The sequence below is a fragment of the Pseudomonas sp. RA_15y_Pfl2_54 genome, assembly GCF_963971015.1.
GTDB lineage: Bacteria > Pseudomonadota > Gammaproteobacteria > Pseudomonadales > Pseudomonadaceae > Aquipseudomonas > Aquipseudomonas baetica_A.
Genome location: NZ_CAXAPN010000002.1, coordinates 204,830 through 219,186 on the forward strand (window position 1 = coordinate 204,830; position 14,357 = coordinate 219,186).

Consider the following 14,357-nt stretch of genomic DNA (forward strand, 5'->3'; position numbering starts at 1 on the left):
GAGGTTTTTTTGCCTGCGATTTATCCGCTTCACGACAAAACCCGCTATCGTCGCCGCCATTCGAAACAGAGGCGAGCATGGGCTATCTACTTTTTGTCACGCTGATCCAGGCGTTTTCTTTCAGTCTGATCGGTGAATACCTGGCCGGTCATGTCGACAGTTACTTTGCGGTGCTGGTGCGTGTGGTGCTGGCCGGGCTGGTGTTCATCCCGCTGACCCGCTGGCGTTCGGTGGAGCCGGCGTTCATGCGCGGCATGCTGCTGATCGGCGCCTTGCAGTTCGGCGTGACCTACGTCTGCCTGTACCTGAGCTTCCGGGTGTTGACGGTGCCGGAGGTGTTGCTGTTCACCATCCTCACGCCGTTGCACGTAACGCTGATCGAAGATGCGCTGAATCGCCGCTTCAACCCATGGGCGCTGGTCGCCGCACTGGTGGCGGTGGGCGGCGCGGCGGTGATTCGTTTCGACCGGGTCAACCCGGACTTCTTCATGGGCTTCCTGCTGCTGCAACTGGCCAACTTCACCTACGCCGCCGGGCAGGTGCTGTACAAGCATCTGGTGGCAAAACATCCCAGCGATCTGCCGCATTACCGGCGCTTCGGCTTCTTCTATCTCGGTGCGCTGGCGGTGGTGTTGCCAGCGTTCCTGATGTTCGGCAAAGCCAACTTCCTGCCGGAAGCGCCGCTGCAATGGGGGGTGTTGCTGTTCCTCGGTCTGGTCTCGACGGCGTTGGGCATGTACTGGTGGAACAAGGGCGCCTGCATGGTCAACGGCGGGACTTTGGCGGTGATGAACAACCTGCATGTACCGTTGGGCTTGCTGCTGAATCTGCTGATCTGGAATCAGCATGAGGCGCTTGGAAGATTGTTCCTCGGCGCGAGTGTGATTCTGGCAGCGGTGTGGATCAGCCGGTTGGGGATCCGCAAACCACTGGCCAGCGCATAACCCACTGTGGGAGCGAGCAAGCCCGCTCCCACCGTTTTTGCTTCGCGGTGTTACATCAAGTGTTTCTGGGCTTCGGGAATGTGGCTTGCACCCAACACCGCCGGCAGCAACCCCGTCCGCAGATCCCCGCCGCTTGGCTGCTGATACAGGCTCAGGCCAAACTCCGGCAACACCGCCAGCAGATAGTCAAAAATATCTCCCTGAATCCGCTCGTAATCGGCCCACGCCGTGGTGCGGGTGAAACAGTAGATTTCCAGGGGAATGCCTTGAGCCGTGGTCTGCATCTGACGGACCATGCAGGTCATGTTCGGCTGGATCTCTGCGTGGCTTTTCAGATACGCCAGCGCATAAGCGCGGAACGTGCCAAGGTTGGTCATGCGTCGACGATTGGCGGACATCGCCGCGACATTGCCCTGGGCTTGGTTCCACGCCTTGAGCTCGGCTTTCTTGCGGCCCATGTAGTCGGTCAGCAGATGTACCTGGCTCAGCTTCTCTTCTTCATCATCGCGAATGAAACGCACACCGCTGGCGTCGATGAACAGGCTGCGTTTGATCCGCCGCCCGCCAGACTGCTGCATGCCGCGCCAGTTCTTGAACGACTCGGACATCAGGCGCCAGGTCGGGATCGAGACGATGGTCTTGTCGAAGTTCTGCACCTTGACCGTGTGCAGGGTGATGTCGACCACGTCGCCATCGGCACCGACTTGTGGCATCTCGATCCAGTCGCCGACCCGCAGCATGTCGTTGCTGGTCAGTTGCACGCTGGCGACGAACGACAGCAGCGTGTCCTTGTAGACCAACAGAATCACCGCCGACATCGCGCCCAGACCCGAGAGCAGCAACAGTGGCGAACGGTCGATCAGGGTGGCGACGATGATGATTGCGCCAAACACGTACAAGACCATTTTCGCCAGTTGCACATAGCCCTTGATCGAGCGAGTGCGGGCGTGTTCGGTGCGTGCATAGATGTCGAGCAAGGCGTTGAGCAGGGCGGTGACCGACAGCAACAGGAACAGGATGGTAAACGCCAGCGCCACGTTGCCCAGAAAGGTCATGGCGGTGTCACTCAGTTCGGGCACCAGATGCAGGCCGAACTGGATGACCAGCGATGGCGTCATTTGCGCCAGACGCTGAAACACCTTGTTGTGGCGAAAATCGTTGATCCAGTGCAGCGAAGGCTGGCGGCCGAGCATGCGGCTGGCGTGCAGGATCAGGTAGCGCGCCACTCGTCCGAGTACCAGCGCGATCACCAGCAACACTGCCAAAGCCAGGCCGGCCTGCAAGAGTGGATGCTGTTCCAGGGTGCCCCAGAGGTCCTGGGCGTTGAGCCAGAGCTGTTTGAAATCCATAAGAGAAACGATTCTTCTGTAAGACGCGATGGGCGATTAGAGCATTTAAGACGCTGTGTATTACCGTAAGAGACAAATCAGGCAACAAAAAAACACTGATTAGCACCGTTTGTATAAAGAAACTCGGCCTGAGCGCTCGAAACCGGTAACCTATGCAGCTGTTTTTTTGCATATCTTCGAGGTAGCACCCGTGTTTTCCCAATTCGCCCTGCACGAACGCCTGCTTAAAGCCGTGGCCGAGCTGAAATTTGTCGAGCCAACGCCTGTGCAAGCCGCGGCCATTCCGCTGGCGCTCCAGGGGCGTGACCTGCGGGTGACGGCGCAAACCGGTAGCGGCAAGACCGCCGCTTTCGTACTGCCGATCCTCAACCGCCTGATCGGCCCGGCCAAGGTCCGCGTCAGCATCAAAACGCTGATCCTGCTGCCCACCCGTGAACTGGCCCAGCAAACCCTGAAAGAAGTTGAGCGTTTTTCGCAGTTCACCTTCATCAAGTCCGGCCTGATCACCGGCGGTGAAGACTTCAAGGTGCAGGCCGCCATGCTGCGCAAGGTGCCGGACATCCTCATCGGCACCCCAGGCCGGATGATCGAGCAACTCAACGCCGGCAACCTCGATCTGAAAGAAGTTGAAGTGCTGGTGCTCGACGAAGCCGACCGCATGCTCGACATGGGTTTTGCCGAAGACGTGCAGCGTCTGGTCGATGAATGCCCGAACCGTCAGCAGACCATGCTGTTCTCCGCCACCACCGGCGGTTCCGGCCTGCGCGAGATGATCGCCAAGGTGCTGAACAACCCTGAGCACTTGCAACTCAACGCGGTCAGCCAACTGAACTCGACCACCCGTCAGCAGATCATCACCGCTGACCACAACCAGCACAAAGAACAGATCGTGAACTGGCTGCTGGCCAACGAGACCTATCAGAAAGCAATCATCTTCACCAACACCCGCGCCATGGCCGACCGCATCTATGGTCGTCTGGTGGCTCAGGAATACAAGGCGTTCGTGCTGCACGGCGAGAAAGACCAGAAGGATCGCAAACTGGCGATCGATCGTCTGAAGCAGGGCGGGGTGAAGATTCTGGTAGCGACCGACGTCGCGGCCCGTGGTCTGGACGTCGATGGTCTGGATATGGTGATCAACTTCGACATGCCACGCAGCGGCGACGAATACGTACACCGCATTGGTCGTACCGGTCGTGCCGGTAACGACGGTCTGGCGATCTCGCTGATCTGCCATGGCGACTGGAACCTGATGTCGAGCATCGAGCGCTACCTGAAGCAAAGCTTCGAGCGCCGCACCGTCAAGGAAGTCAAAGGCACCTACGGCGGGCCGAAAAAGGTCAAGGCCTCGGGCAAAGCCGTCGGCGTGAAGAAGAAAAAGACCGACGCCAAGGGCGACAAGAAGAAAACCGCCGCCAAGACGCCGACCAAGCGCAAGAGCGTCAATCGTCCGAAGCCGGACTCTCTGGTGAGCAGCGACGGCATGGCCCCACTCAAGCGCCGCAAGCCGGCAGAGCCTGCGGCTGAGTAAGTCGTTTCAGGCGCACACAAAAAACCCGGACAGTGTCCGGGTTTTTTACGGCCGGGATTTGTCAGCTCCCGAGCTGCCCGCTGGTGTCGGCATCAAAACGTTGCTTTGCCGTGTCAGCGGCCGGCTTCAGCAGGGCGAGCAGCGCCGCCTCGCTGTACAACCGGGTGCCCGCCAGTTCTTTGGGCGTTGGATCGATTGGAATCAGCACATCTTCACCGTCGGCGTGCAGCCAGATCGCCACAACGTGCAGCGCTGAAACAAACAACACCCGCAGCTCAACGGTTTTACCCTGCAGTTGTGGTGACTGTTCGGCCAGTTTCAGCGCTCCGACAGTCGCGGCGGCGAGCGTCCCGTGGTTCAACGAGGCGAACTCGACGTGACCGCGTACATCGGCCAGTTGCGCATCGGCAATCGTCACGCCATCGGCGAACACCAGGTAATGCCAGTCGCCCACCTTGGCGTCTTTCAGCCCTTTGCCGGTGCTCAGGTCATCCAGACTCAATGAGTAGCCGCGATAGGCTTCGCTGAGGCTGATTTTCGCAGGTGCTGCATTGGCAAACTGGCGATTGGCGCCGAAGCCTTGGGTTTGCAGTGCGGCTTGCAGCGCCGGACGCAGTGTCTGAACGCCGTTGGAAGGCGCCTTTGGATAAGTCAGTTGCATGATGTCGCCCTCCTAGTTTTTGGCGGTGAAGTAAGTGTGGGTCCAGTTGCCGCCACCGTTATACGAACCGGGGAAAGCGTTCAACGCACGGGTCGAATAGCCATAGATCGAGTCGGCGACCAGCACGTAGTTGCCGTTGGTGCCATAGATCGTCAGGAAGTGCGCACCGCCGCCGTACCAGGCACAGCGCAGGCCGACCGGACGGCCCATGTTGATCTGGTTCTGGATGGCCGACATCTGCAGCGAACCCTGATTCATGCCGTTGTAACTGCGCGTGGTGCGCAGGGCGGAATCCAGATAGCCGTAAACGTTGCACGGCCCCGGCTGATTGCAGCAGTTGCGATTCAGTTCCGAACTGGCCACACCGCACTGGGTCCAGGACCCGGTGCCGTAATAGTTGCCGACCGAAGCGGAAACGGCCGCCCAGCACCAGTTGGTCTGGGTTTGTTTCTGCATGCTGAAGTTGAGGCTTGCAGTGGCGAGGGCGTTGATCTGTTCAGCCGCTTCGACTTCGACCAGTTGCGGGTCAAGCAGATGGCTGCTCAAGCACCTTGGCAGCGTTTCGCCGGTGAATCGGGTTGCTTCATTGGTTAACATTTTTTCAATCCTCCATGAGTGAAAACAAGCGTCCAGCTTGTGTGGTTGTAGCGGTGTTGCCGAGCGATCGGTGGTTAAAGGTTTTCATCTGCGATGAACGGTGCCGATCTCCTTGCTCGAGATAACCTTAGTCAATGTATGCGTTTATGCAAGTAAAAATGCATTGATGCATTTTTAGAGTCAAAAGATCGCAGCCTTCGGCAGCTACTACAGGGGGCGGTGTAGGCGCTGCCGAAGGCTGCGATCTTTTGATTCTGCGGTGATTAACCCTCGGTTTTCTTCTCGGCCGAATCCAGCTCTTTCAAGCGCTGATCGATCAACTGACATTTGTCTGGCAGATCCGCACTGGCCGTGCCCAGGTCCATTTTCTTTAGTTCGTCGTTCATTTCTTTGGCTTTGGTCGGATTCTGCTGCGTGAGCTTCGCAACTTCCTTGGCCAGTTGTTCGCGTTTGGCGGTGGCTTCTTCCGGCGTGCAAGCCCAGACGGGCAGGGCGCAGGCGAGCGTGGCGGCGAGGGTGAGCTTGATCAGGGTTTTCATGGGGTAGGCCTTCGTTCCGGTTAAGGCGGGTTAACCGGTTGAGGAGCTTTTCAGGGATAAAGTTCAGCGCAACAAACGTGCTGAACCCATTGACTTGATCGGGTCGAAATTATCTGTTGGATGGTCACTATTTTGAGATCGCTGCTATCTTCGATGATCAGAATGGCGCTCTTGCAGAGCCGTAGCGATTAGCAATTCAGATAACAAATCTGCCCCGTTCTCTAAGTAAACAGCGGATGGCCATGGGCCCCCGCTTTGGCTACTTTGTTCAACCTTCTTTCCCATGACAGCATTGAGACTTGATTGCCGACTCATACCGATCATGATGCCGCACCCACTCCATGATCTCGTCCTCATTCCTGCCCTTGGGCGTGAGGTCGAGGTAGTTGTAGGCACCCACCAGCATGTCCAGACCGCGGGCATAGGTTGAGTAGGTGTGGAAAATGTCTCCTTTTGCATCACGATAAAACACGCTCAGGCCGGGCATTTCTTCCTCGGCACTGTCAGTCTTTTCGTAGTTATACGTAGCCTTTCCTGCAGCGACATCTTCAGCGCGCGCACACACGCCAAAGTCATAGTTGAAATCGCAACCGTCTGACGACACCCAGTCGAATCTCCAGCCCATGCGCTGTTTGAAGGCCTGAAACTGCTCGAACGGTGCGTGGGAAACCGCGACCACGGCAATATCGTGATGCGCCAGATGCAGATTGGCACCGTCGATGTGGTCGGACAGAAACGAACACCCCTGACAGCCTTCCTCCCAGTCCTTGGCAAACATGAAGTGGTAAACGATCAACTGGCTGTGTTTGCCAAACAGGTCAGTCAGTTTCAGCTCGCCGTTCGGGCCGTGGAAGCGGTAGTCCTTGTCGACTTTGACCCAAGGCAATGCGCGGCGTTTGGCGCTCAAGCGGTCGCGCTCGCGGGTGAAGGCCTTTTCTTCGGCCAGATGTTGTTTGCGCGCAGCGAGCCATTCTTCGCGCGATACCACCGGATGATTCTCAACGTTCATGATGATTTCTCCTGCGGGGGTTGAAACCGTCTTTGTCAGACTAGTCGTTTAACCCTCGATCAATTCGACAGACCGCCGGTCGGTCGCGGCGTGAAATGCGGCTGAACGGCGGCGACAGGCACCGGTCACAACCTATGACAGCGCCCCAAATCACGCGCACCGGAGGTTGAATCAGGATGACGACTTATAACTGGGATTTGATTGAACGCTTGCTGCATGAAGTGCAGAACAGTGCTGGCGAAAGTTTCGCCCCTCGAAAATACGCCGAGGACTATGCGGCCGAGAAAGCCAGTGCAGGCGAGCCGATCGAGAATCTGGATCACCTGAAAACGGTGGCCTGCGAATATGAAGGCTTGTTGCTTGATCGTGGATTTATCGAACCGCGCCCGGATCATATGGGCAGTACCGGCAGCAATTTCATTCTGACGCCACGCGGATCAAGCCTGCTGAGCCTTATCGACAGCAGCATTCCCGGAAATGATCATCCGCGGCAGGTGCTGGACGAGCAGGAAGATGCGCTGGATGAAGCGACGTTTGATGAGGTGGCTTCCAAGGCGCAGATTGCCTGATAGCCTTTGTGGGAGCGGGCTTGCCCGCTCCCACATTGGTTTGACGTCTGATTCAAGGTTTTTGTGCGGCCTTGAGGCATTTGAGGTCATTGAACTCTTTACGCACCCCTTCGATTTTCTTGAGCAACCGCTGACGCTGCTGCGGTGTGCTCTCGGCCATCAGATCCACCGCCAGCGAGCGCGCTTGCGCTTCGGTGTTCGCATAGGCCTTCTGGTAATCCGTTGTCCATAAACGCTCGCGGTTGACCAGAAGTGTCTCGATTCGCTGTGGGAATTCGGCACTTTTACGCTGGGCAACGGCGTTACTGAACTGCTGCTGCCAGTGAGCGCGGTTGGCGATCCATTGGGTGTTCTGGTCGCCCAGCGCGGTCGACCACACCATTACCCGCTGTTCTTGATTGACGCTCAATGGCCCGAGCCAGTCGTTGAGGCGTTTGACCATGCGTGCGCCGCGTTCGGCGATCTGCTGGGCAAGCGGCGGGTTCAAATATTCCCGCTGGCGTTTACGCAAATCCTTGGCAAATGCGTCGTTCATTTCCGCGACCTGTTTGTCATCCAAGCCTTGCAGCAACTCGATGGCTGACGGAGTGATTTCCCGTGCGGTTTGAGCAATCGCCTGCTTGGCTTCTTCCGTGCGTGTCTGCAGCGCGGTGTCGGTCACCTGATTGTTTTCAACCATCGTTTGCAGGCGGTCGAGCCAGTCCAGATACTCTGGCAATTGCGTGCTGCAGTGCCAGCTCAGGTGTTCTTTGAGGCGTTCGTTGAACCAGCCTTTCTGCTCGCCGTTCATGTCCAGGTAGTCGCTGAGCGTCCACGGGATGATCACGTCGAGGTTGCGATAAGCCAGGCCGACGCGGCTGCAGGCGCCGAGGGCAAGGGTGAAGATCAAGAGGGTAGCGATATGTTTGAACCAGCGAGACATGGGCGAATCCTTGCGATAGCCAGCCTTGGGGATCTGATTCTTATGTGAACGCACAGTGAACCCGGCAGTTCAGCCGATCAATAGAATGCGTGCTCGGCCTTGAATGTGACGAGGCCGTCGCACTGGCTGTTGTGTCCGGAGTAGGCCGAGCAATCGCTGCCGCTGAGGCTGGAGTTGCTGTAGATCAGGTTGAGATCGACGCCCATTAACGGCCGGGACAGCTTCACCGACCAATCGGTAAAGTTGCTGACATAACCGCCGTCAACGGCCACGGGCGTGTTCAACTGGTGGGTGGTGTATTTCATGCTGACGCCGATGCCGAACGGTTGGTTGCCGCCAAGATCGGCAAACAACGTGTTGTTCTGTTTGTCCGGGTCGTGGCTCAGGGCGATGCCGAAACGGCTGCCGAGCAGGGTCAGGCCACCGAACAGTTCCTGGCTGTCGAGTGTGTCTACCTCGGGATAGCTGTAGTGGATCATCCCGATTTCATAGCCGAGGGTTTGATCGAAAGGTTGTTTAAAACCGACATAGGAATCGATTTCGAGGTTCTTGCCCGGCGTGATGCCCATGCTCGGCGCGTACTGGCCGAAATACAGGCCACTGTCGTGGCTGAGGTCGAGCCCGCCATGAAACGAGCCAGCGACCGCCGGTTTGACCAGGCCCTGGGCCATGCTGCGGCTGGGTGTGGTGTCGAGTTTCAGGTCGAAGTCGCCAAGTTCACGCTGGAAAACCTGCGCATGCACAGCTGTGCAAGCCATCAGGCTTGAGAGCAATAAACAGGATGATTTGCGCATGCGTCACTCCATGAACAGCGAGCGCAGGGCGGCGGGCCTGCTGAAACGCTTGATCCAGACGCGTGCAAGGATACCGGCGAATGATCGGCATTGATGTCCGTTCGTCGATTTATGAGTATTTGTTTGTTTTAAACGGGGGGAGTATTGCGTGGTGCCAGTCCAGACGCTTCGAAGCTCAAAGCGCCTCTGGACGGGGGTAAAACCGGGTGTTACTTCTTGCCCAGGCTGATCTGCTTGGACGGGCCGAACGTCTGGCCGCTGACGCCTTTGGCAATTTGCTGAATCTCGCCGCCAGACTTGAGGAACGCGGCGATCTGATCGTTGATCGATTCGCTGGTTTCAACGGCTGGAGCTGGCTTTGCTTTGCTGGTGGATGCTTTTACACGCATGGCGGCCATTAACCTGTAGAAAAGTAACTCGGCCAGGCATCGTACAGGAATAACTTGACAATAGCTTGTTAAATATCCCCCGGAATAACCCATCCCGTGACGGCATTACGCTCGATTCAATACTCGAAATAATCGGCTAACCTGCTGTTTTAAATAACATCACTTATATTCCACCGGGCTGTGGCGAGCTGCCGTAATGCGCCAAACCGGCCTGACGAGCGGCAACCCGCGCAGCCGAGCCCAAGGAAAATCAAGGCTTTGCGCAGATTTTACTGAAACCTGGGAATCTGCCGGCCATCGTTCACGGCAAAACGGGTAGAATGCCGCCCACGCAATGAGGGTTCTGGAAATGGCTTTAGTCGGGCGTTACAACAGTTTGCAAGTGGTTAAACACACTAACTTCGGTTTATATCTGGACGGCGGTGCTGACGGCGAAATTCTTTTGCCTAATCGTTATATCCCGAAAGATATTCCCAGCGAAGATGAAGACTGGCTCAACGTTTTTGTTTATCTGGACAGCGAAGACAAACTTCTCGCTACCACAGAAAAACCAAAAGTTCAGGTAGGTGAATTTGCCAGTCTGAAAGTTGTTGAAGTCAACAGCATCGGTGTGTTCCTCGATTGGGGGCTGCCGAAGGATCTGTTGCTGCCGTATTCCGAAGAAAAGCGTCAGATGACGGCCGGCGAATATTGCGTGGTACACGTCTACCTCGACAAACACACCCGTCGTATCACCGCCACCGCGCGGCTGGATCGCTATCTCGACAAGACCCCTGCCAACTACAGACAGGGCCAGGAAGTTGATCTGCTGGTCGCCGAAGCCACCGATATGGGCTTCAAGGCGATCATCAACAACAAGCACTGGGGTTTGATCCACAAGAACGAAATCTTCAAGTTCATGCGCGCCGGCATGATCGAGAAAGGCTTCATCAAGGAAGTGCGCGCCGACGGCAAGATCAGCCTGAGCCTGCAACCGGTTGGCCAGGAAGCGGCCAGCAGCCTGAACTCGAAAATCCTCGCCAAGTTGCGCGAGAACGCCGGCACACTGCCGGTCAGCGACAAGAGCGACCCGGTGTTGATCACTAGCCTGTTCGGCGTTAGCAAAGGCAACTTCAAGAAGGCTATCGGTTCGCTGTACAAGGAAGGCAAGATCGTCATTCATGCCGATCGCATTGAACTAACCTGAGCCTTGCGTGGCCCATGTTTCATGGGCTTACTTGAGGTCGGTTGAATGAAAAATGCGCTGATTGCCTATGTCGCCACGCTGGTGACGTTTCTGTTGCTCGACGGCATCTGGCTCGGCCTGTTGATGGCGCCGACCTATCGTGAACTGCTCGGTTCACTGATGCTCGAAAAACCGCTGCTGGTTCCGGCAGCGGTTTTTTATTGGCTGTACGTTTTCGGGTGTGTGGTGTTTGTGGTGTTGCCGGCATCGAGTTGGCAGCGGGCAGCGAAGATGGGCGCGTTGTTGGGGCTGGTGGCGTATGGCACGTATGACCTGACCAATTGGGCGACATTGCGCGGATGGTCGGTGCAGGTGACGTTGATGGATTGGATGTGGGGGGCGTTTGCCACCGCTGTGGCGTGTACTGTCGGGTTTTCGGTGGCTCGCAGGTTATGCGCTTCGCATCATTGATCTTTATTGTCTGAACGGGCCTCTTCGCGGGCAAGCCCGGCTCCCACCGTGATTGATGTCGTTCACGAGTCCTGCGTTCGACACAAACATCTGTGGGAGGCACTGTCTTCACCAGCCATTCACTGCTGACGCAATGGAAGAATTAAATGTCTTTTCCGGACGGTTTTTTCTGTCTGGCTGACTGATAAACCTCGGCACTGTTTTTGACCATTGGATGGCTGCCATGTTGTGTGTGTTCGAGGTGTTGCGGTGAGTGCCGAGCGGCGCAATGCCGACCGTTTTGCCTTGCAGGTGATGATCGGCCTGTGTCTGATCTGGGGCGTGCAGCAAGTGATGATCAAGTGGGCCGCACCGGATATCGCGCCGGTGATGCAGGCAGCCGGGCGGTCAGGGATTTCCGCGTTGCTGGTAGGCTTGCTCATCTGCTGGAAGGGTGGCTGGGATCAGGTCGGCAGCACCTGGCGCGGCGGTTTGCTGGCCGGTGCACTGTTCGGCCTGGAGTTCTTCTTTATCAGCGAAGGTTTGCAACTGACCACCGCTGCGCACATGTCGGTGTTCCTCTACACCGCGCCGATCTTCACCGCGCTGGGCGTGCATTTTCTGTTGGCCAGTGAGCGTCTGCGGCCCTTGCAGTGGCTGGGGATTGTGTTGGCATTCATCGGCATTGCGCTGGCCTTCGCCGGCGGTGTGTCGTGGGATAACATCGACCGTCGCATGTTGCTGGGCGATGCCTTCGGTGTGTTGGCCGGCGCCTGTTGGGGCGCGACCACCGTGGTGGTGCGCGCCTCACGCCTGTCGGATGCTCCGGTGACACTGACCCTGTTCTATCAGTTGATCGTCGGCTTCATCGGCCTGTTGTTGATCGCGTTGTTCAGCGGCCAGATCACCCATGTCAGCCTGACCTCCGTGGCGGTGGCCAGTGTGCTGTTCCAGGGGCTGGTGGTGTCGTTCTTCAGTTATCTGGTGTGGTTCTGGCTGTTGCGCCGTTATCTGGCGGCGAATCTGGCGGTGTTCTCATTCATGACGCCGCTGTTCGGGGTCACCTTCGGTGTGTTGCTGCTCGGCGAGCGACTGAGCCTGAACTTCGTCATCGGCGCGGTACTGGTGTTGCTCGGCATCACTTTCGTCAGCGCTGAGCAGTGGTTGCGTCGGCGTTTGCGCAAAGCGCTCGGCCAGTAGTAGTCGATTGCATCGCCAGTCCGCCGGCAATCAACAAACCGCATCCGGCGATGACCAGCGCCGGCTGCAAGCCACCGCTGAAATGGCTGCTCAACGCGGCCAATAACGGGCCGCTGAGTTGGCCGACGGCGAAGCAAGCGGTGAGCATGCCGGCGTTGCGCTGGGTGGTGTGGGGCGCCAGTTCCCGCGAGCGTTGCATGATTAGCTGCATGCAGGCCAGGAACGGCGTGCCGCACAGGATGACGCCCAGTGCCAGGCCCCAACCGCTGCCCGACAGGCAGGCAAAAACACCGGCCGCTTGCAGCCACAACGTAGCCATCAACCAGTGACGCGTGGTCCGAGGATCGTGACGGCGCAGACTCACCAGCAGCACCCCGATGGCCGCGCCCAGGCCGAAGCACGGCCAGAGCAAATCTGCCTGCCATTGCCCGTGAAACTGCGCGGTGGCCATCTGCGACAGGAACGTGGCCGGGATGATGTAGCCGAGGCCGTAGAGTGCGTAAATCACCGCCAACCGACCAATGCCACGACTCGACGGACTGACGGAGGTTGCCGCAATGGTCTTGGCGGTGGTTGGTTGCGGCAGCAGGCGCCACACCCCCAACATCATTACCAACGCGGCTGCGGCATAAATCAGCCACAACGTCGCGGACGTCTGGTTCAGCAGATGTGAGACCAGCGCCAGCAACCCTGTCAGAAAAATCCCCAGCCCCGGTCCGGCAAATACCAAGGCCCCAAGCCGTGGACGACCGGCCGCCGCCGCCAGCGGCTGACTCAGCGAGGTGATCATCACCAAGACCCAGGCACTCGCCACGCCGGTGCCAAAGCGCAAAACCAGATGCGACCAGAAGCCGTCAGCCCAGAACGAGGCCAGTGTCAGCAGCACGCACAACCACAGACCACCGTGCAGTCGGCGCTGAACCTGTTGCGGACGGTGGGCAAACATCGCGTCCACGGCACCGAGCAAGTATCCGAGGTAGTTGGCCGCCGCAATCAGACCGGCGGCAGTCAGGTCGATCTGTCCCTCGCTGAGCAGGTGCGGCATTTGTGGAGTGAGGGCGAAACGCCCGATGCCCATGGCCAGCATCAGGGCAACGAAACAAGCGGATAAGCGAATCAGCGGCGACATGGTCTGGATTCCATTGAAAGAGTAACGACCGTCAGGCTAGGACTGATTGACTTTCTTTAAAATTGAATAATAGTGATTAACTTGTTCTGTTCTGGAGAAAGGTTGTGGAGTTCAGCCAACTGCGGATCTTTCAGGCGGTTGCCGAGGAAGGTTCGATCACTCGCGCGGCCGAACGGCTGCATCGCGTGCCATCGAACCTGTCGACTCGGCTTAAACAGCTCGAGGAGCAAATGGGTGTCGAATTGTTCGTTCGTGAGCGTCAGCGTTTGCAACTGTCGCCTGCGGGAAAAGTCCTGCTGGACTACACCGGCAAACTCTTTGCCCTAAGGGATCAGGCCCGCGCGGCGGTGATGGGCGGACAACCGGCCGGGGACTTTGTGCTCGGCACCATGTACAGCACGGCGGCGATCCATCTGCCGGCGTTGCTGGCGCGTTATCACAAGCAATACCCGGCGGTGAACCTGCAAGTGCAGTCGGCGCCGAGCGGTGAACTGCTCGAAGGCCTGCTTACCGGACGTCTGGATGCCGCGCTGGTGGACGGCCCGCTCGAACTGGCCGGGCTCGACGGCGTGCCGCTGTGCGAGGAGCGGCTGGTGCTGATCACCGAAGCTGATCATCCGCCGGTTTACAGTGCGCAGGATGTAGAAGGGCGCTCGGTGTTCACCTTTCGCCAGGGCTGCTCCTATCGCATGCGTCTGGAGGCATGGTTCTCTCACTCGCATGCGGCGATGGGACGGGCGATGGAGATCGAGTCCTATCAGGGCATGCTCGCCTGCGTGATTGCCGGCAGCGGTGTGGCGCTGATGTCGGAGTCGATGCTGGCCAGTTTGCCTGGGCGCGAGAGCGTCGCGGTGCATCCGCTGGCCGAACCGTTCGAGCGTGCGACAACGTGGCTCATGTGGCGCAAGGGCATGCTGGGCGCCAACCTCAATGCGTGGATTGAAGTGCAGCAGGCCGTCTATCCTGCGGCTCTGGTTGAAACCCGTGAAACGGCTTGAACCGATGGCAACGGATTCTGTTCTATTCAGTAACAGATCATTGCGGATTAGGCCGAGCATTGCGCAGGACTTCGGACTATTATCAGTGCGAGGCGGCCTCAGAATTCCGGT

16 protein-coding genes are annotated in these 14,357 nt (G+C 58.0%); 7 read left to right on the plus strand and 9 right to left on the minus strand.

The genetic code is table 11. The features are described 5' to 3' along the window. The first annotated feature begins 77 nt into the window (after window positions 1–77). The gene (locus tag AACY50_RS02510; RefSeq protein WP_339538103.1) at window positions 78–944 is read left to right on the plus strand and encodes a carboxylate/amino acid/amine transporter; all 867 of its coding nucleotides are present in this window, start codon (window positions 78–80) and stop codon (window positions 942–944) included. 50 nt (window positions 945–994) lie between these two features. Here AACY50_RS02510 and AACY50_RS02515 read toward each other — a convergent pair whose 3' ends face one another. Beyond that, entirely contained in the window at window positions 995–2,293 is a 1,299-nt protein-coding gene (locus AACY50_RS02515) for a mechanosensitive ion channel family protein (protein WP_221733702.1), read from the minus strand. 190 nt (window positions 2,294–2,483) lie between these two features. Here AACY50_RS02515 and AACY50_RS02520 point away from each other — a divergent pair, with 190 nt between their 5' ends. Beyond that, a complete protein-coding gene (locus AACY50_RS02520) occupies window positions 2,484–3,824 on the plus strand; it encodes a DEAD/DEAH box helicase (protein ID WP_339430791.1) in 1,341 nt (446 codons plus the stop codon). Between the two features lie 61 nt (window positions 3,825–3,885). Here the strand turns inward: AACY50_RS02520 and AACY50_RS02525 are convergent, their stop codons facing one another. From AACY50_RS02525 to AACY50_RS02540, 4 genes are all read right to left on the minus strand, one after another. Then, window positions 3,886–4,485 (minus strand): hypothetical protein, encoded by a 600-nt coding sequence (locus tag AACY50_RS02525; protein WP_339430790.1) that lies wholly within the window; start codon window positions 4,483–4,485, stop codon window positions 3,886–3,888. 12 nt (window positions 4,486–4,497) lie between these two features. Further along, window positions 4,498–5,082 carry a papain-like cysteine protease family protein gene (locus tag AACY50_RS02530; protein ID WP_339430789.1) on the minus strand — a complete coding sequence of 195 codons (585 nt, stop codon included), beginning with the start codon at window positions 5,080–5,082 and terminating at the stop codon, window positions 4,498–4,500. A gap of 263 nt (window positions 5,083–5,345) precedes the next feature. Further along, entirely contained in the window at window positions 5,346–5,621 is a 276-nt protein-coding gene (locus AACY50_RS02535; RefSeq protein WP_339430788.1) for a hypothetical protein, read from the minus strand. A 268-nt stretch (window positions 5,622–5,889) separates the two neighbouring features. Next, window positions 5,890–6,630 carry a DUF899 domain-containing protein gene (locus AACY50_RS02540; protein ID WP_339430787.1) on the minus strand — a complete coding sequence of 247 codons (741 nt, stop codon included), beginning with the start codon at window positions 6,628–6,630 and terminating at the stop codon, window positions 5,890–5,892. A 176-nt stretch (window positions 6,631–6,806) separates the two neighbouring features. Here AACY50_RS02540 and AACY50_RS02545 point away from each other — a divergent pair, with 176 nt between their 5' ends. After that, window positions 6,807–7,199, plus strand: coding sequence for a transcriptional regulator (locus tag AACY50_RS02545; RefSeq protein ID WP_339538104.1), 393 nt, complete (start codon window positions 6,807–6,809; stop codon window positions 7,197–7,199). A 52-nt stretch (window positions 7,200–7,251) separates the two neighbouring features. Here AACY50_RS02545 and AACY50_RS02550 read toward each other — a convergent pair whose 3' ends face one another. The 3 genes from AACY50_RS02550 to AACY50_RS02560 form a co-directional block, all read right to left on the minus strand. Then, window positions 7,252–8,121, minus strand: coding sequence for a DUF6279 family lipoprotein (locus AACY50_RS02550; RefSeq protein ID WP_339538105.1), 870 nt, complete (start codon window positions 8,119–8,121; stop codon window positions 7,252–7,254). Window positions 8,122–8,198: 77 nt separating this feature from the next. Then, entirely contained in the window at window positions 8,199–8,915 is a 717-nt protein-coding gene (locus tag AACY50_RS02555; RefSeq protein WP_339430784.1) for a TorF family putative porin, read from the minus strand. A gap of 209 nt (window positions 8,916–9,124) precedes the next feature. Next, window positions 9,125–9,313, minus strand: coding sequence for a hypothetical protein (locus AACY50_RS02560; protein ID WP_016985943.1), 189 nt, complete (start codon window positions 9,311–9,313; stop codon window positions 9,125–9,127). A 340-nt stretch (window positions 9,314–9,653) separates the two neighbouring features. Here AACY50_RS02560 and AACY50_RS02565 point away from each other — a divergent pair, with 340 nt between their 5' ends. The 3 genes from AACY50_RS02565 to AACY50_RS02575 all read left to right on the plus strand — a co-directional run bounded on the left by AACY50_RS02565 (window position 9,654) and on the right by AACY50_RS02575 (window position 12,119). Continuing rightward, entirely contained in the window at window positions 9,654–10,490 is an 837-nt protein-coding gene (locus AACY50_RS02565; protein ID WP_339496082.1) for a CvfB family protein, read from the plus strand. Between the two features lie 45 nt (window positions 10,491–10,535). Then, the gene (locus tag AACY50_RS02570; RefSeq protein ID WP_339538106.1) at window positions 10,536–10,940 is read left to right on the plus strand and encodes a DUF2177 family protein; all 405 of its coding nucleotides are present in this window, start codon (window positions 10,536–10,538) and stop codon (window positions 10,938–10,940) included. A 249-nt stretch (window positions 10,941–11,189) separates the two neighbouring features. Then, complete coding sequence (locus AACY50_RS02575) at window positions 11,190–12,119, plus strand: DMT family transporter (RefSeq protein ID WP_221733691.1); 930 nt, start codon at window positions 11,190–11,192, stop codon at window positions 12,117–12,119. Here the strand turns inward: AACY50_RS02575 and AACY50_RS02580 are convergent. Then, window positions 12,067–13,248 carry an MFS transporter gene (locus AACY50_RS02580; RefSeq protein WP_339538107.1) on the minus strand — a complete coding sequence of 394 codons (1,182 nt, stop codon included), beginning with the start codon at window positions 13,246–13,248 and terminating at the stop codon, window positions 12,067–12,069. The genes AACY50_RS02575 and AACY50_RS02580 overlap by 53 nt on opposite strands. Window positions 13,249–13,352: 104 nt before the next feature. Between AACY50_RS02580 and ptrR the strand changes: the two genes are divergently transcribed. Continuing rightward, on the plus strand, window positions 13,353–14,246 hold the full coding sequence (gene ptrR / locus AACY50_RS02585; protein ID WP_339430781.1) for a putrescine utilization regulator PtrR: 894 nt from the start codon (window positions 13,353–13,355) through the stop codon (window positions 14,244–14,246). Window positions 14,247–14,357: the final 111 nt, after the last annotated feature.